This is a genomic window from Asticcacaulis sp. SL142, assembly GCF_026625745.1.
Classification (GTDB): Bacteria; Pseudomonadota; Alphaproteobacteria; order Caulobacterales; family Caulobacteraceae; genus Asticcacaulis.
This window is the reverse complement of record NZ_CP113061.1, coordinates 1,648,751-1,666,162: the sequence shown is the minus strand read 5'-3', so window position 1 is coordinate 1,666,162 and position 17,412 is coordinate 1,648,751. Positions and strand designations below refer to the sequence as shown.

Sequence of the window (17,412 nt, the reverse complement as noted above, 5' to 3'; positions counted from 1 at the left end):
ATGACCCGGCTGAAGCGCCTGTAATTTTTTTAGACACGGAAATACCGCTGTCTGTTGCTTAAGCCTCTGGCCTTTCATGTGAAAAAGTTAACGCCCGCCTCCCTGTCAAATTCTGGCAGCACGTCACGACGCCTGCAGGCCTCTTGACTCTTAATCCGCTTTCGGAACAAAAGAAGAACATAATTTTGCATCCAGAAAGGATTGAGCATGTCATGGAACTCGATAATCGATCCCGGTTCAGAGCCCTTCGCGCCCGCTTCAGCGGACGCGACGTGGCTGACCGCTCCATTCTGCCCCTCGGACTCGACGAGGTTGACCGCAAACTCCCCGGCGGCGGACTGGTTCGTGGGGCCTTGCACGAAGTGGCCGGGGGCGCGAATGGGGCTGTTGACGGAGCGGCGGCGGCTGCCTTTGCCGCGGGCGTAGCGGCGAGAACCGGGGGCATGGTGCTGTGGTGTCATATCCAGCCGGATCTGTTTACGCCGGCCCTGGCTCAGTGCGGGCTGACCCCGGATCGGGTTGTTTTCTTTGAGACGCGCGAGGAGACCGCCATTCTGGGGTGCTTCGAAGAGGCGCTCCGGCACGGCGGCCTGAGTGCGGTGGTGGCGGAAATTGGCCACCTGAGCCTCAAGGCCTCGCAACGGCTTCAGTTTGCGGCGCAAAGCTCCGGCACCATGGGCATTGCCGTGCGGCGATGGCGAAGACAAACAGACGCGAGGGATTTCGGGACACCGACGGCAGCGTCGACGCGGTGGCGGGTCACGGAGACGGAATCGGAGAGATTGCCGGTCCGGGGTGTCGGTCGGGCCAGATGGTTACTGGAACTGATGAGGGCGCGCGGCGGCGATTGCGCGGATTTTGATGTAGAGGCATTTGATGCACAGGGTCATCTCGGTATTCCTGCCCACCTGGCCGACCGATCGCTTACGTCGGTTGCCGGCGGGCACCGCGCCGCCTCGTGACGCGGCCCTCGTCCTCAAAGGCACAGAGGGACGCCGCCGTGTGGTCACGGCTATGGACGATCTCGCCCGCTCATTAGGCATCTGCTTGGGGATGCCGGTGGCCAAGGCCCAGGCGCTCGTTGACGATCTTCTTTTGCTGGATGCCGATCCGGTGGCGGATCGCGCCGCCCTCGATGACCTGGCGCTGTGGGGCCTGCGGCGATATTCTCCCATCGTCATGGCCGATCCCCCGGACGGGCTGGTGCTGGATGTGACCGGTGCTACGCACCGGTTTGGCGGTGAGGCGGGAATCCTTGCCGACATAATCGCACACCTGGCGGACAAGGGCATCAAAGCCGAAGCCGCCCTGTCAGAAACCTGGGCCGCTTCCCATGCACTGGCGCGCTATCAGCCAGAGACCCTGACGCTGATCGCCCCCGGAAAGACTAATGAGGCCCTGCTCAGTCTTCCGGTCGAAGCCTTGCGGTTACCCGCCAGTACCCTGGACGGACTGCGCGTTTTGGGATTTGATACCATTGGCGAACTGGCCTCTCAGCCGCGGGCGCCCTTGACCCTTCGGTTCGGGCCAGAGCTGTTTCGCCGGATTGATATGGCTTTTGGGCGTATGAGCCAACCTGTGGCACCCATCGAACCGCCCGAAATGATCCTGTCACGGCGAGCGTTTTTCGAACCGATTGGCGCCGCCGATACGATGGCCAAATATACCCGCCGGTTGGTGGCGGACCTGTGCGACCGGCTGGAAGATGCGGGGGAAGGGGCTTTGCAGGTCGATCTGCGCTTTTACCGTGTCGACAACAGGGTTGAGGCGATACAGGTCAGAACGGCAAAACCCGTCAGAGACGAGAAGCGCCTGGGCAGGCTTCTTTGCGACAGGATCGAGACGGTTGATCCAGGCTTCGGGATCGAACGGATGGTGCTTGCGGCGACATTGACAGGGCCATTATGCCCGGACCAAATTCACGCAACCTTTGGAAACGCGCAAACGCCGGACGTCGATGACCTCTGGGATACGTTGACTAACCGGTATGGTCGCAACAGTCGCTTGTACCGGTCGGTCGCCTCACCGAGCGATATTCCCGAGCGCGCCGTTCAGAAACTTCCGGTGCACGCAAAGGCCACCGGATCATCCAGAAATGCCACGTTTCGGCGGCCGTTTCGCCTGTTGCGCCCACCCGAAGCCATGCAGACCATGGCGCTATTGCCGGATCATCCGCCGGTCTCGTTCCAATGGCGAGGCAGTCGCTACCGCGTCACGGCCGCCGATGGGCCCGAACGCGTGCGCGGCGAATGGTGGCGCACCGACAGGGAGACCGGCAAGGTCCGGGATTACTTCATTCTGGAGGTTGAGAGCGGCGAGCGCTTCTGGGCGTTTCGGACCGGGGATGGTCAGAACGAAGATACCGGCGCCCTGCGCTGGTACATGCACGGAAAGTTCGCCTGATGGCCGCTCTCGGCCCCTCCGCCTATGTCGAACTGCAGTGCGCCTCGCACTTTTCCTTCCTGCGCGGCGTGTCGTCATGCGACGACCTGTTCGCGCGGGCCAGGGCATTAGGTATGGAGGCCCTGGCGATAACGGACCGTAACAGTCTGGCCGGGATCGTGCGCGCCCTTGTGGCCGCACGGGCTACGGGTGTCCGTTTGATCATCGGCTGTCGGCTGGACCTCATGGATGGCAATGCCATGCTCGTCTATCCCACCGACCGGGCCTCATATGCGCGCCTGAGCCGTCTGTTGTCTCTGGGTAAAAGCCGGGCGGGGAAGGGCAACTGCCATATAGACTGGAATGACGTCGAAGATTTTAGTGACGGCCTCATCGCCATCTATCTGCCGGGCGATCCGGACGATCAATGCGGGCTAAATCTAAAGCGCTTCAAGTCGATCTTTGCCGAACGTGCCTATGTGGCGCTGACCTTACGGCGCCGCCAGGGCGATTACCTGCGCTTGCTTTCCCTGTCCAATCTGGCCGCCCGCGTTCGTGTGCCGACCGTGGTCACCAATGATGTCCTTTATGCTGAGCATGATCAGGCCATTCTGCAGGATGTGGTGACCTGCATCCGCCATCGCTGCACAATTGATGATCTGGGCGATCGCCGCGAACTCTATGCCGACCGCTATCTGAAGTCCCCGGAAGAAATGGCCAGACTGTTCCCCGACTATACCGAGGCGCTCAGGCGATCAGTCGACATTGCGGACCGGTGCCAGTTCTCAATGGAAGAGCTGACCTACCAGTACCCGGCTGAACTTAAGGACGACGGCCTGACCCCGATCGAGCGCCTGAAGCGCTTGTCATGGGAAGGGGCGAAATGGCGCTTTCCGGAAGGTGTCCCTGACGAAATTATCCGGCTCCTGAAGCACGAACTGGGCCTGATCGCCGATCTTAACTATGCCCCATACTTCCTGACCGTCAATGCGATCGTCCAGTATGCGCGCTCCATTGGAGTCCTGTGTCAGGGGCGGGGGTCGGCCGCCAATTCCTGTGTCTGCTATGTGCTGGGTATCACCTCGATTGACCCGGCCAGAAATGACCTTCTGTTTGAGCGCTTTATTTCGGCCGAACGGGGTGAACCGCCCGATATTGACGTCGATTTTGAGCACAATAAACGCGAACTCGTCATACAATGGGTCTTTGAGACCTATGGCCGTAACCATGCCGCTCTGTGTTCCGTAGTGACGCGCTATCGCACCCGCGGCGCTTTGCGCGATGTCGCCCGGGCCTTGGGCCTGCCGGAAGACCTGATCAAAACCCTATCGTCGCAAGTGTCGCACTGGTCGCGCGACGGCTTCAAGGCGGAAGACGCGGTGGGTCTGGGTATCAATCTGAATGACCGGCGCATTCGCCTGGTCATTGACCTGTCGCGCCAGCTCATGGGTACGCCTCGCCACCTCAGCCAGCATCCGGGGGGCTTCGTCCTGACCCACGATCGGTTGGACGAGATGTGCCCGATCGAACCGGCGGCCATGGTAAACCGGCAGGTCATTGAGTTCGATAAGGATGATATCGAGGTTTTAAAGTGGATGAAGGTCGATTGTCTGGCGCTCGGCATGATGTCGGCCATGCGCAGAGGCCTTGATCTGCTGCGCCAGCATAAGGATATCGACCTGAATCTGGCCACCATTCCGGCCGAAGACCCGCGCACCTACGCCATGATCCGCCGGGCCGATACGATGGGGACGTTTCAAATCGAGTCCCGCGCCCAAATGTCGATGCTGCCGCGGATCAAGCCCCGCACCTTTTACGATCTCGTGGTCGAGGTGGCGATCGTGCGGCCAGGGCCGATCCAGGGGGACATGGTTCACCCCTATCTCAGACGACGCGAAGGCAAAGAGCCGGTCAGCTACCCGTCGCCGGCACTGGAGGCCGTGCTCTCCAAAACCTTGGGCGTGCCTCTGTTCCAGGAACAGGCCATGAGGGTCGTCATGGTCGCAGCCGGGTTTTCTGCCGCCAAGGCCGACTTGGTGAGACGGGCCATGGCGACGTTCAAACATACGGGCGGCGTCCATCATTTTCGCGATGAAATCATCGAGGGCATGCTGGCCAACGGCTATACACAGGAATATGCCGAGCAACTGTTTGGCCAATTGCAGGGGTTCGGCTCGTACGGCTTCCCGGAAAGTCATGCGGCTAGCTTTGCTCTGATCGCCTATGCCTCATCCTGGCTGAAATGCCATCACCCGGATGTGTTTCTGGCGGCATTGCTCGATAGCCAGCCCATGGGCTTTTATGCGCCGGCTCAGCTGATCCGCAATGCGCAGGACCATGGCGTTGAGGTTCGCCCGGTTTGCGCCAATCGGTCGCGTTGGGACTCGACCCTGGAGCCCACCCATCACCCCAACCGGTTTGCGGTGCGTCTGGGGTTTCGGATGATCAAGGGGCTTAAGAACGCTGACATAGCGACCCTGATTGCCGCCCGCGGTGAAACGCCATTCAGGTCGCTTCAGGATCTGTGGCGCCGATCGGGTGTGCCGATCTCGACCCTTCAGACCCTTGGCCGCGCCGACGCCTTCAAGCCCTGTTTCAAACTGGCGCGCCGTGAGGCCCTCTTTGCCCTGAAGGGTATGCGTGATGAACCGCTGCCGTTGTTTGCCGACTTTCTTGGTGATGACGGCGGCCACCAGGCAGAGGCCATCGAGCCGGCGCTACAGCTTAAGGCCATGACGGCCGGGCATGAGGTGGTGGAGGACTATAATACGCAAGGCTTTAGCCTCAGCCAGCATCCTGTCTGTTTCCTTCGGAGTGAACTGAAGGCAAGGGGACTGATCTCGTGTAAGGCCGCTGTGTCAGCACCTGATGGGAAATATGTCAGGGTAGCTGGACTGGTGCTGGTCCGCCAGCGGCCAGGGTCAGCCAATGGCGTGACCTTCATGACTATCGAAGACGAGACGAGCGACCTGAACGTCATCGTCTGGGAAAAGACGGGGCAGATTTTCCGACGTGTCCTGTTAGCGTCCGGTCTTATTGAGGTTTCCGGTCAGATCCAAAAGGAAGGCGAGGTCATCCACCTGATCGCGAGGTCGCTCAACGATCTGTCACCTTTGCTGTCCACGATAAGCCAACGTGACGTCGCCATGACCATGCCCCATCAGCCAGGCGATGAATTCCGCAACGGTGGCGCGCTCATGGACGCGAGGGTTGCGAAATCACCGGGCGGTGCGGCCTTGGTAAAGAGCCGGGATTTCCGGTGATGACGATGACCGCAGATGAGTGGACTGCGTAGGTGTGGCTAAATTTATAACATGAACAGAATGCTATCTTGATTCCAAATATGCTGACGCTTCAAAAATTTCGACTAGACACGAAATGCTGAGTGTGTGACGGTAATATAGGGTGGGTATTCTTCCTATTTACAAGGTCTGCTGACTAACAAATTTATCTCTGGATAAAAATCAACCGACCTGGGGGTGTGTGTGAATGATTCGCCTAAAAGGGCCGTTTTTCGGCATGTCAATAAATTTCAGATGGAGCGATAATTATGCGCTTATTGCATGAAACCGATTTGCGATGGGTTGCAGGGGGACTTCCGGCATCGGGTGCTGAAGGTGAGTCTGTATATGAGAATGGAACCACCTATATCTGGGGTGCAGGCGCTTGGTGGCCCGTCAACGAGAGCGAGGAGGATATAACTACCGTTACTGTGAACGGTACACTTAATGATGACTACGATCACCCGGAATATGATTGGGGGGACCCTGACGATCCATTCGATGTTGAGGATTGGGCACCTGAAAATGCACCACCGCAAGTTACCTCAGACCAGGCAGTCATCAACGTCACCACGACGTTTACACCGAATGCAGATCAATTGAAGTTAATCACGGACTTTGCAAACCAGATCAAAGTTGTTGACGCGGCTATCAAATCCCTGCCTGACAATGCAAAGCTAACACTTTCTGACGGAAAAACAATAACAGGCTCTGAGCTTAAGCTCTGGTGGAGTTTGACTGATTTTGTTGTCGATCCTCCTAACACGACTTATCCAAACGGCGCAAACACTTCTGAGGCGAATTTTAACAATGGAAACCCTGTCGTCAGTGTGAGTGTCGATGTGGGATTGGGGGGGTATTTCAATTACGCGGGTAATACAGGGTTTAATCAATTTATTTTCCATGAATTGGCTCACTTTTCATCTGCCAATCGAGATCATTATGATGGTTACTATTCCGACAATAACTACACAACAGCAGAAAGGGCGCAGCATGAGATGGAGACAAATGATATCGCTAGAGCATTTATGAACTATCTTGGAGTGTCGCATTTTGCCGGCGGTACCGATAGCCCGGTCTTTGGGTATAGCACTGCGAATCCCATGGCGATCACGTTAAACTAACCATATTGCGACTTTAGAGTTCGAATTAAACGCTGGATAATAAATTATTGTGGAGAGATGTCTTGAAGGCAAGGAACTTAGTTTTACTAATAATCGCCATTTTTGGATTTAAATTAAGCTCCTTTGCCTCAGAATCTGATCAATCTGATCTGGTATCGTCGGCAAAGTTGGCTGATTGCTCAACTTTTCAATCAGTTCTTTCGAATCTGGATATTAAAACCATATCGGGAGAAGATGTAAGTTCCGATATCGAATGGAAGCCTGATAACAATCAAACTTTAATATTGGCGCATGCTCGTCGAGTGACTGGTAAGTGCGCAGCCCAAATAAGTTACTTTAGAGGCGACTTTATTGAAGTGAACGAAAAGATTGTGCTTTCCATTAAATCCAGTCCAGCTACAGAGGGAAATGTACGCTTCAACGACCTAAAGATTAAGAATTCTGACAACGCGCACCCGTCTTATGGTCGAGGTTCGTTTATTGCGGCATCACATGTACAATGGGGGCGGGGTGATAATTATGTAGGTGTTTGGCAAGAGGAAGCGAAATGGGTTGTCGGTGCCTATTCGCGATCAGTAAATGGCGCGTTCTCGCCCGTGGAACATATCTTTTCCTCGGCTTTTCCCATAAGAAGTGTTTCTTATTATCCTTCCTTTGATGCGCCGGGAGGCTCACTTGGGGTTGTTCAGGATCGAAAAGATGAAGTTCGATTAATAAGGCTGGATTGGATGCACGGGAAGCTCTTTGACTAAGGTTATGCGATGGGCTTTTTCTACCATGCGGAAATGCCGTGTAGCCTGCTCTGCTGCGGCTAGCGTCTGGACTACCGTGCCAATATTGTCCCAAATTGAAGCAAGGCTGCCCAAAGCTTGGTTTGCAGGTTTCGGTGGAGGGCTTGTATGCGTGATAGTACAAGCGAACTTAGTCAGTTATCAAAATTGACTATAACTGCGCATGAATGCCTTTTTAAGGGTGGGTTCTGTCAAAAATTCGCAAGTCTGATCAATTATGAGTTGCTATTCTCGTGACGTGGTATAATTGTATTTTCGTCCTTACGTAGTCAAACAAAAGAACTTGGGTTCGTTCGCCCAAGCGGGGCGGGGAAATGCAAAAGTTTGGGTTCGCACAGGGCGACATTGCTCGTTTGCGTGTCGGGTTAGAAGCTGTCCGGAGCCATTTCGATGTGCCTGGCATTGCTGCGGCCCTTGAGATGGATGGCCGTGTAATTGGGGCCGGGGTCGGCGTTTCCTCCACCTTATCAAGCGCCAAATTGACACCTGATGATCGATTGCCAATTTCGTGTGTGATGAAGGTGCTGGTGACGTGGCTATTGCTATATGCGGAGGGCGAGGGGAAAGTCGGTCTTGATGACGACATAGCAGTCTATGTGCCTCAGGTTCTGCGCGAAGGGGAAAGATCTTCCGGGATTACACTGCGCCACTTGGTGACTCATACCGCAGGTTACATAGAGCCTCAGGAAAACTCAGCAAGATGGGGCTACTCTCTTGAAAAATTTATTGAATTTTTCCCTCGTCGTCAGCAGGCTTTCGAGCCCGGCAGTGTCTGGAGTTACACGCATACCGGGCACGCCTTAGTTCAGATTGTACTTGAAAAAGTCTTTAACCGGGCCCTGGAAGATTTATTGCGGGATTTGTTGCTTTCGCCACTTGGGTTAAACCTGCTGTATTTGAGCGAAGGTAAGGCCTCCGGCGAGAATATATCGGCGCTGCATATTAAAGATCCCCGGTTGAATGTATTTCTACCAATGCGACCGCCGCAAGAGACCGGGTTTCTACGCTTTTCAATTTCAGATGCCTCTCTATCTGTACGTCATCTCGCGAAAATTGGTTCCGCACTGGCGGGAGGGTATGCAGCTACGCTCGCCCATCTCCAACTAGCGCGCACGCGGCTTCTGTCTTCAGCAATAAAGCTACCTGAATATATCCTTGGGAAAGAGGGGGAGCGTATGCCGCAAGCCTTTTGTCATGGGGTGGCTGATTTTGGCACTTTCAAAGGCATAAATGGCTCATATGTCGGCTCCACATGTGCGCTTAGGTTTTACGAGAAAAAGCATTTGGGCCTGGCCGCAATGATAAACGCTTACGAACCCCACGTACGGGACACCGTCGAAACAATGTTGGGTGAACCCTTTGGAAAACGGAGCGCGTCAATCACAGATGATAAGCCGAACCTCATGGATTTGAACCGGCTGGTTGGTCGTTACGAGGGGCTTATGCTGGGCCTGGAGCATGCAGATGTCTCGCATGACGGTGGCGGACTGAAATGCTCTGTTCACTTCAAACGGGGGGGAGGGATGACCGCACGTTTAGGCCAGGATAGCGATGGCAAACTTACAATGTTGGCAGGCTCAAGTAATGTATCCATGGCGTTCGCCGAGTATCCCTCTGACCGTACGCCATTTCTTATGGTCTCAACGTCGGCGTACAGGAAGGTCGCCGCATGACTACAATCGCAGCATTATCCCGTGACTTGAAAGCATTTGAAGAACGGTTAACTGGAACAGGCAGCCCGTTCGAGCTTGAAATGCTCGGCAACGGGAGCGCACAATTTAAAACAGCGCCTCACACCTTACCTGACCTGTATCGTCGTGCCCGACAGTCCGGCGACAAGATTTTAATTGTTGAGGATGGTAATAAACTGACCTACAGGCAGTTTTTTGACCGGGCTGATACTATTGCCACTAAACTCATTGGCGACGGTTGCTTTGGGCAGCGCGTTGGGCTTTGTCTGCGTAACAAAACAGACTGGCTGGTTTGGTTTGTCGCGCTGACGTCAGCCGGGTGTTCCGTCTTATTGGTGCCCGAAGACGCAAGCCCCACCGAATTGTTGACGTACCTTGGCCTCGCAAAGACGTGTCTAATCGTTTCGGATCATGAGATCGCAGGTCTTCAAAACCTTTGCCAATCTAGCGGCTTTGAAGGGACTGAGCATCCTTCGCTGGTTAATCCTGGCCTTGAAGCTCTGGTGGCCTTCTCGTCCGGTACTACAGGCACGCCAAAAGGAATAGTGCACTCGCATCGCAGCCTAATGGCGGGCCATCGCAACATGATGCTTGCGGGCGCCCTATCTAATCGTATGTTGCCAAACAACCAGGGCGGACCATCGCGGGCTCCGGCTATTTTAATCGCCTGTCCATTATCTTACATTGCCGGATATTCATCGTTTCTTCTGGCGATGGCAACGAGCGGTTTAGTTGCATATGCCGAAAGCTCATCAGATCCGGCTAAATTGTCAGACCAAATTGAGCGTGAATGTCTGTCGTCAATTAGCGGAATGTCCGACGAACTCTTACGCCAGATTATACGCTCCTCCAACTCGGGCAAACGCCTAAGATCTTTAAGGCAATTGCAACTTCACGGGACAAGCCTGAACCCGGCGCTCATAGCGGAAATCGCTACATACCTTCCGCACGTTCGCTTAATGACGGGGTATGGTAGCACAGAGCTTGCGGGAACCATAGCAGCTGCACCTGTAAACGTTGTAAGTGGTTCAAAAGGTAAATGCGGGCGAAAGCTGCCTTCCGTAGAGCTACGGGTTGTTCAAGGCGGGAAGACACTTACGGCGGGCCAAACGGGTGAGATCGAAGTCCGCGGCAGTATGACGACTTCTGGTTATCTCGGATCCGTTGACAGCAGCGACAGTATTACGCCTGATGGCTGGTTCAGAACGGGCGACATCGGCAATGTAGATGATGATGGTTGGCTGACCGTCCAAGGTCGTGCCAGCGCTCTGGTAAACGGCGCACAAGGTTTTCCATTAAATCTTACGGATATCGAAGAAGTGGTAAAGCGCCAGGAGGGGGTGGATGATGCGGTGGTTCTCCTTCAGGCGGCAGACCAAGGTGGGGGCTTTCAGGTTATAATTCAACGACACCCAAATCAGGAACCTGACGAGGTAGCCATCCGCGAGATAGTGATGCGCCTGGGGGCCGGAATGCCGTGTGTTAACTGGAGAGAAGTTGAGAGTTTTCCAAGAACGCGATCTGGCAAAATCGATCGGGTCAGGCTGTCAGAATGAGTGTTCAGTACGATTTGGATCTGTTGTTGGTTGCTCCATATCCAGCAGCATTATGGGAGAAAGTCGTCCCGGAACTCGCGCTTAAGTGTCGTGTGCATACCATTTATCTTGGGAACTTACCATCTGTGAGCGCCATGTCAGACTATGTCTTAAGCTTGGCACCGCAACGTTTCGCGTATGCTGGGTATTGCCTTGCTGCCTACGTCGGATTGAACATTCATCGCCACGAGCCTCAACGCATGGCGGGCATGGCATTTATAAACGGTGCGGCATCAACAGATGGTGCCACTCGAAGAGAAATTCGCCGACAAAGAATTGAAAAGCTTCAATTAAAGCTCGAGAGATCAGTTTATCCTGAAAAGCTATATCTCGAAAATGCTGCCCGCTGGCTCTTGTCGCCCCGATCAAGCCCTTCTGAGGATCTGCTATCATCAGCTATTGAACTTTTGTCGGAGATACCAATCTCACATTCTCTGTCGCATCAAAAGGCTTTGGAAGATCGTGGAGATTATCGATCTGAGTATGTCAGACCGAATTTCCCTCAAATCACCATCGGTGGCCGCGATGACAGGGTATGTCCTCCAGTTGATGTAGAGGCCTCGGTGGCCGCAGGCACCGTTACTTTCATTGAGGCCTGTGGTCACCTTGCCCCGCTTGAGAAGCCGGCGCTTGTCGCACAGTATTTATCGACGTGGTTGGCTGACATCCAATCCAATGACCAAACAAGGGGTATCCGGTATGGATAAAATATCTACGATTTCAACGATATGGGCAACCACTCTGGGCGTGCCGAGCGTGGGGCCGGACGATAATTTTTTTGCGCTGGGCGGGGATTCACTCATGGTGACAATAATGGCTTTTCAGGTGGAGCAGGCGCTCGACGTTATCGTGAATGCCGACCTTGTGTTTGATCACCCCACACTTGCTACTTTTTCAAAAGCACTGTTGGCCTAGTGCAAGCTTAGGCAGGGGGGCAAATGCCGGACGATACATCATTTTTCAGAAAAGAAGCAGTTGATGCATCCCGCAACAGAACGGGAGGGCCCGTCAATAATCAGGGTCTGGCCACCTGGATGTTAGTCGTCTTTATGGTTGCACTTTTTGTCATTGCGGTAATTTTTCTGGTGATTGCCAGATACGGTAAAAAGGAAACTGTCTTTGGGCAGGTGGTTCCGGCAGAGGGAGTGGTAAGGGTGACCTCTGGCCGCGCCGGTGTAATTACGAAGGTTTCTGCTGAGAGTGGACAAACTGTCCAATCTGGAGAGCCGTTGTTTATATTGTCGTATGATGCGGTTCTTGAGGACGGCAGTCGGTTGTCGAACCGGGTTGACCAGATTACGCGCCAGCAAATGCAACTCAGTTCAGACGAAGCTATGGCTCGCGAGCTCAGTCTCGAGGAAAATAATCATATAATAGACGCAAAGTTGAACAGCATTCGCGAAAGCCTGCCGCTTTTGCGGGAGCAACGATCCTTGCAGCTGGAGCGGGTGGCCATCCTGGAGAAAAGCTATGAGGCTATGAATACGCTGGCCGAAAAAGCCTATGTTTCGCAAGCTCAGCTCGGTGTCCGGAAGGATAATCTTTTGCAGGCGCGTCAGTCACTTTTGCAAATGGATCAAACCCTGGCACAGCAAAAATATCAAGTGGCGCAGATGGAGTCTGAACTTGCGGCTACTCGGCATGATCTCAGCGTCATTCGTACAAATCAGGGCAATTCTCAGGCGCAATTTCAAGAGAGGCAGCTTAAAATCCAGTCGGACCAGGCTGGGCGTATAAACGCACTTAAGACCGGACAGATTACAAACCTCCAGGCCCGGGTTGGTGACTTCGTACAAGCCAATCAAACCCTGGCACTCCTTGTACCCATTAGCGGTGATCATCTGCCCCAGGTCGTTCTGTGGGTGCCTTCGCGCGCGATTGGATTTGTCGAAAAAGGCCACAAGGTTCGTATCATGTTTGATGCCTATCCCTATCAGACATTTGGCGTAGGGCATGGTCATGTCGAAGAAATATCAATGGCACCGATTATGCCGAATGAACTGCCTGTGCCGCTGGAGACAAAAGAGCAAATGTACAAAGTGGTCGTAGCTCTTAACAAAGATACCCATCAGGCTTACGGACGGTCCTGGGATCTAAAGGCGGGCATGAAACTCACTGCGGATCTTGTGCTTGATGAGAAGTCTCTGTTCGAATGGCTGCTGGATCCAATCACAGCTTTGCGTAAACGATCGGAAGATTGAAGATGGTTCAGTACCTTCAATCCGAGCACTCAGAATGCGGTTTGGTCTGCATCGCATATTCGGCCGCGAAAATGGGCGCCCACCATGATCTGGCAGAACTGCGACGGAGATTCCCGACATCCAGTCGCGGCCTGGATTTGCAGCAGATGACCGATATCGCGGCCGCACTGGATATGATGTCGCGCGCCGTTCGCTGCGAAATCGAAGAACTGGACCAACTCAGGCTGCCCGCCATTTTACACTGGAACCTCAAGCACTTTGTAGTTCTGGATCGTGTTACTGCAACCCACATTTTCTACCATGATCCAGCGCTGGGCAGGGTTAAGATGACCCGGACGGAAGCCGGGCGGCGCTTTACGGGTATAGCCCTCGAACTCAGCGAAGCGCCGGCATTCAAGCCCCGAAAGCCGCAGCCCTCTATAAGTATCTGGTCGTGGATGCGGTATACGCCCCAGCTTTTTGCAGGCCTTGGCCAGACCTTGATTCTGTCACTTATGCTTCAGGCCTATGTTATCGCCAGCCCCTTTTACATGCAGCTCGCTATAGATCAGGCGGCTCTAAAGGGCGACGCTGAGCTTCTTAAAGTTTTGGCTGTTGGATTTGGTTTGTTCGGGCTTTTCAATATGGGCGCGGCTCTGCTGCGCAACTTTGCTATGCAGCACCTGTCTGCATACCTAAGTTGGGACATGAGCCTTAGGCTGTTTCGTCATTTGGTGAGACTGCCGCTCGACTGGTTTCAGAAGCGAAAACTTGCGGATACGATCTCACGGTTTGATGCCATTAATCCGATCAGAGATTTGATTTCGGGTAGCCTTATGTCGTCGGCAATTGACGGCGTTCTGGCGATTACAACCTTGCTGATGATGTTCCTGTTCGAATGGAAACTGGGATTACTCGTAGTCGGGGGTACGGTTTGTTACGTAATAGTTCGACTCGTGACATTGCCACGCTCTCTGCGTTTGAGTGCTGAAAGCCTCGGAGCGATGATTGCGGAAAACGGCAAGAGGATCGAGACGATAAAGGCTATTCAGACTGTCAAAACGATGGCGGCAGAAACGCAGCAGGAAACCCAGTGGTCTAATCAGTATTCAACACTGATCAAAAGAAACCTCGAATCTGCCCGCTTCAAATTCTCGGTAGATGCCGTTCATCAGGGCCTAGATGTCCTGGTGACAACATCCGTCATTTATCTTGGAATAATGGCTATAATCGCCGGCAATCTGACGGTTGGAATACTCTATGCCTTCATGGCTTATAAGGGGCAGTTTACAGGAGCGGTAACTAAGGTTGTCGAACAATTCATACAGTGGAAACTGAGTGATATTTATTCAATGCGCCTCGCCGACATTGTGCTGAATCCCAAAGAGGAAGGTATTGATCGTGTGGAGACGGCTTTGCCTGAGTTGCAGGGGCAAATTTATCTTGAGAACCTTTCATTCCGTTATGCGCCCCATGAGCCAATTGTTTTCAAGAACATCAATCTAAAAATTGAGGCAGGTGACTTTCTGGCCATCGTGGGGCCGTCTGGAGCAGGCAAAAGCAGTCTGATGAAAGTTATGAGCGGGCTTTATAACCCGACAGGCGGTGAAGTGAAAGTTGATGGTCGGCCGATCAGAGCTTGGGGGGCCAAGCTATTGCGACGTTCATACGGTGTTGTAATGCAGGATGACGAGTTGTTGTCAGGTTCGATCGCGGAAAATGTTGCTTTTTTTGATGATCATATCGACATGGACCGTGTGTGGACTTCGCTGGAGATGGCAGCACTTAAAGAGGAAGTACTGGCGTTACCCATGAAAGCAGACTCTCATGTAGGTGACATGGGCGGAAGTCTTTCTGGTGGACAGAAACAGCGCCTTCTGATTGCTCGTGCTCTGTATAAAAAACCTAAGGTTCTGTTTTTCGATGAAGCCACCTCTCACCTTGACGTGAAAAACGAGAGCATCATTAACCAAAGCCTCAAGGTCATGAACATCACGCGGATAGTAATTGCTCACCGAAGGGAGACTATAGAAGCGGCAGATAAGGTCTTCGACATAAAAAAAGGCAGGCTTGTGAGGCAGTTTGCTAAATCTGCAAAGGTATCAAATCCATATCCGGATTTATCGGGAAGTCAGGCGATCAACCAGATCCTCAATCCCCAAAATTCAGGATCTGGTGGCAGGATACCAGATGAGTAAAGCTTGAAAACACGACTGCTAGCGCAAAAAAACGCGCAAAAGGAGCGTTTTTTCGATGGACAATCTTGGGTAAAAATGCAAGATAATGTGAAGTAAAAGTGAGTGCGCAAACTTAAAATTAGTTTATTCATTTTATGAATTTGCGCAAAATGAAGTATAAAATAACATAATAATAAACAGGGTTGGTCATATGAAATATTTTTACTGAGAAAATGCTGGCATTGTAATGAAAAGGTGACGCTGATTGCTCAGTGCGTGGCGGTCTATTTTTCAAAGTAAGCAGTTATTCACACGAAGCTCCCCTCGATTCGCGGTTATCTGCGGAGCGGATGGATTTTTGCGCCTGGAGCTAAGTTATGTCCAAACCCGAATGCAGCCGTCGCACCAAATCAGTTACAATTTTTAAACGATTGTACTCTGAGGCCCTTAGCAAATATATTTGGAGTCTGTCGGTTGCGTTGATCTGTATGATTGTCATTGCCATTATGAGCTCCAGTCAGACCTATCTGATGGGGCCGCTTATTGACGAGGTCTTTGTCGCGCGTGACCCGGCGATGCTCCCGGTTATTGCGGGTGGCGTACTTATTATTTTTGCCTTTCGAAGCCTGGCCCGTTACCTTCAGGAGGTTCTGCTCGTCTCCCTTGGCCAGAAAATTGTTGCCTATTACCAGGGCCGGTTATTTAAAAGCGTAGTAAACCAGGGTTTGGGCCAAATCCAGGAACAGTCCAGAGGGCGATTGTCAGCGGCATTCATTTATGATGCCAACTTAATCCGGGCGGCCGTATGCGATGTCTTCCTTACTGCTGGCAAAGACACTCTGACCATCCTGACTATGATTGGTCTGATGTTTTTCACCGACTGGAAAATGGCTTTAATGTGCCTTGTCCTTCCGACCGCGGCGATCATACCTATGAAATATCTCGGTCGTGCTTTGCGGCGCGTATCTCTTACGACACAAAACGAAGTCGCCGATATGACGCAAACGCTCAATGAGGCGTTTAAGGGGATCAGAACCGTCCAGAGTTTAGGTCTGATGTCTAAAGTGAAACAGCAGGCATTTAGTAAAATGGATAGTCTCGCACGTCTGGTTGTCAAAGGGGCGTGGGTTGGTGGCGCGATCTTGCCGGTCGTTGATGGTATAGGTGGACTGGCTGTCGCAGTTGTTATTATTTATGGCGGCATGCAGGTTATCAGTGGAGCGCTCACACCCGGTGAGTTGGTGGTTTTTGTCGGAGCTATTGTTGGAGCCTATGCTCCGATCCCGTCTTTGTCGAAAACGAATGCCACTCTTCAGCCCGGTCTGGCGGCGGCTCAGCGCGTATTTGAGGTCATTGATCGCCCGTCCACACTTCTGGCCTCCGATGCAGCACCGGATCTTGTCCGCATGGCCGGTTCCATCCGGCTCGAAGATGTTCACTTTTCCTATTCTGCTGCCGGGGCTCCCGCGCTTCGCGGTGTCGATATCGTGGCGCCGGCTGGCAAGGTCACGGCGCTGGTCGGCCGATCAGGTGCAGGCAAGAGCACGGTGCTTAGCCTGATTTCGCGCTTTTATGATCCTGATCAGGGCCGGGTTCTTGTTAATGGCCAGGACATTCGCTCGGTTAATCCTGCCTCATTACGCAACCAGATCGCGGTCGTCGATCATCAGGTTATGCTTTTCGGTGACACACTTGCGGAAAACATCCGCATTGGCCGGCTGGATGCCAGGGATGACGAGGTTCTGGATGCGGCACGGGCCACTGGCCTTGATGCGTTCATAGCGATCCTCCCTGATGGTATGAACACGCGCATAGGGGAGGGGGGACTTTCCTTGTCTGAAGGTCAGGCGCAACGCATCGCTATAGCCCGAGCCTTTCTTCGGGATGCCCCCATCCTTTTATTTGATGAGGCCACAAACGCTCAGGATGCTGAATCCGAGCGCTATATCCGCCAGTCTATGGCCAGGCTGATGACGGGCCGCACGACCCTGATCATCGCCCACCGGCTGGAAACGATCAAACATGCTGACGTCATCTATGTCCTGGACGAGGGGCAGGTGGCTGAACATGGCAGTCACGATGAACTTATTGCCGCCGGTGGCCTCTACGCACACCTCCACGCCCTGCAGTTCAATGACATCAATATAAACGAAAATACCAATGATCCTGAGCCGACACTCATGTGAGCACG

The 17,412-nt window shown here is 53.2% G+C and carries 12 protein-coding genes; 11 read left to right on the top strand and 1 reads right to left on the bottom strand.

The window, feature by feature from the left end; genetic code table 11:
* Positions 1 to 74 precede the first annotated feature (74 nt).
* A complete protein-coding gene (locus OVA03_RS07650; protein ID WP_267527529.1) occupies positions 75 to 662 on the bottom strand; it encodes a hypothetical protein in 588 nt (195 codons plus the stop codon).
* Positions 663 to 876: 214 nt separating this feature from the next.
* Between OVA03_RS07650 and OVA03_RS07645 the strand changes: the two genes are divergently transcribed.
* The 11 genes from OVA03_RS07645 to OVA03_RS07595 all read left to right on the top strand — a co-directional run bounded on the left by OVA03_RS07645 (position 877) and on the right by OVA03_RS07595 (position 17,407).
* Positions 877 to 2,403 carry a Y-family DNA polymerase gene (locus OVA03_RS07645; protein WP_267527528.1) on the top strand — a complete coding sequence of 509 codons (1,527 nt, stop codon included), beginning with the start codon at positions 877 to 879 and terminating at the stop codon, positions 2,401 to 2,403.
* Entirely contained in the window at positions 2,403 to 5,645 is a 3,243-nt protein-coding gene (locus OVA03_RS07640) for an error-prone DNA polymerase (protein ID WP_267527527.1), read from the top strand. Before OVA03_RS07645 ends, OVA03_RS07640 begins: the two co-directional genes overlap by 1 nt.
* Positions 5,646 to 5,932: 287 nt before the next feature.
* Entirely contained in the window at positions 5,933 to 6,787 is an 855-nt protein-coding gene (locus tag OVA03_RS07635; RefSeq protein ID WP_267527526.1) for a hypothetical protein, read from the top strand.
* A 62-nt stretch (positions 6,788 to 6,849) separates the two neighbouring features.
* Complete coding sequence (locus OVA03_RS07630) at positions 6,850 to 7,539, top strand: hypothetical protein (protein ID WP_267527525.1); 690 nt, start codon at positions 6,850 to 6,852, stop codon at positions 7,537 to 7,539.
* A gap of 353 nt (positions 7,540 to 7,892) precedes the next feature.
* Positions 7,893 to 9,251, top strand: a complete 1,359-nt coding sequence (locus OVA03_RS07625) for a serine hydrolase domain-containing protein (RefSeq protein ID WP_267527524.1) — start codon at positions 7,893 to 7,895, stop codon at positions 9,249 to 9,251.
* Positions 9,248 to 10,825, top strand: a complete 1,578-nt coding sequence (locus OVA03_RS07620; RefSeq protein ID WP_267527523.1) for a class I adenylate-forming enzyme family protein — start codon at positions 9,248 to 9,250, stop codon at positions 10,823 to 10,825. Before OVA03_RS07625 ends, OVA03_RS07620 begins: the two co-directional genes overlap by 4 nt.
* A complete protein-coding gene (locus OVA03_RS07615; protein WP_267527522.1) occupies positions 10,822 to 11,571 on the top strand; it encodes an alpha/beta fold hydrolase in 750 nt (249 codons plus the stop codon). The genes OVA03_RS07620 and OVA03_RS07615 overlap by 4 nt, the downstream gene beginning before the upstream one ends.
* Positions 11,564 to 11,779: a phosphopantetheine-binding protein gene (locus OVA03_RS07610; RefSeq protein WP_267527521.1), complete on the top strand. Its 216-nt coding sequence runs from the start codon at positions 11,564 to 11,566 to the stop codon at positions 11,777 to 11,779. Before OVA03_RS07615 ends, OVA03_RS07610 begins: the two co-directional genes overlap by 8 nt.
* Before the next feature lie 23 nt (positions 11,780 to 11,802).
* Positions 11,803 to 13,065, top strand: coding sequence for an HlyD family secretion protein (locus OVA03_RS07605; RefSeq protein WP_267527520.1), 1,263 nt, complete (start codon positions 11,803 to 11,805; stop codon positions 13,063 to 13,065).
* A 2-nt stretch (positions 13,066 to 13,067) separates the two neighbouring features.
* Positions 13,068 to 15,242, top strand: a complete 2,175-nt coding sequence (locus OVA03_RS07600) for a peptidase domain-containing ABC transporter (protein WP_267527519.1) — start codon at positions 13,068 to 13,070, stop codon at positions 15,240 to 15,242.
* A 356-nt stretch (positions 15,243 to 15,598) separates the two neighbouring features.
* Entirely contained in the window at positions 15,599 to 17,407 is a 1,809-nt protein-coding gene (locus tag OVA03_RS07595; protein WP_267527518.1) for an ABC transporter ATP-binding protein, read from the top strand.
* Positions 17,408 to 17,412 lie beyond the last annotated feature (5 nt).

What these genes read in the sequence shown, in the direction of transcription:
- OVA03_RS07645 (WP_267527528.1), top strand. Translation starts at nt 877, where the DNA reads ATGCACAGGGTCATCTCGGTATTCCTGCCCACCTGGCCGACCGATCGC.
- OVA03_RS07640 (WP_267527527.1), top strand. Translation starts at nt 2,403, where the DNA reads ATGGCCGCTCTCGGCCCCTCCGCCTATGTCGAACTGCAGTGCGCCTCG.
- OVA03_RS07635 (WP_267527526.1), top strand. Translation starts at nt 5,933, where the DNA reads ATGCGCTTATTGCATGAAACCGATTTGCGATGGGTTGCAGGGGGACTT.
- OVA03_RS07625 (WP_267527524.1), top strand. Translation starts at nt 7,893, where the DNA reads ATGCAAAAGTTTGGGTTCGCACAGGGCGACATTGCTCGTTTGCGTGTC.
- OVA03_RS07620 (WP_267527523.1), top strand. Translation starts at nt 9,248, where the DNA reads ATGACTACAATCGCAGCATTATCCCGTGACTTGAAAGCATTTGAAGAA.
- OVA03_RS07615 (WP_267527522.1), top strand. Translation starts at nt 10,822, where the DNA reads ATGAGTGTTCAGTACGATTTGGATCTGTTGTTGGTTGCTCCATATCCA.
- OVA03_RS07610 (WP_267527521.1), top strand. Translation starts at nt 11,564, where the DNA reads ATGGATAAAATATCTACGATTTCAACGATATGGGCAACCACTCTGGGC.
- OVA03_RS07605 (WP_267527520.1), top strand. Translation starts at nt 11,803, where the DNA reads ATGCCGGACGATACATCATTTTTCAGAAAAGAAGCAGTTGATGCATCC.
- OVA03_RS07600 (WP_267527519.1), top strand. Translation starts at nt 13,068, where the DNA reads ATGGTTCAGTACCTTCAATCCGAGCACTCAGAATGCGGTTTGGTCTGC.
- OVA03_RS07595 (WP_267527518.1), top strand. Translation starts at nt 15,599, where the DNA reads ATGTCCAAACCCGAATGCAGCCGTCGCACCAAATCAGTTACAATTTTT.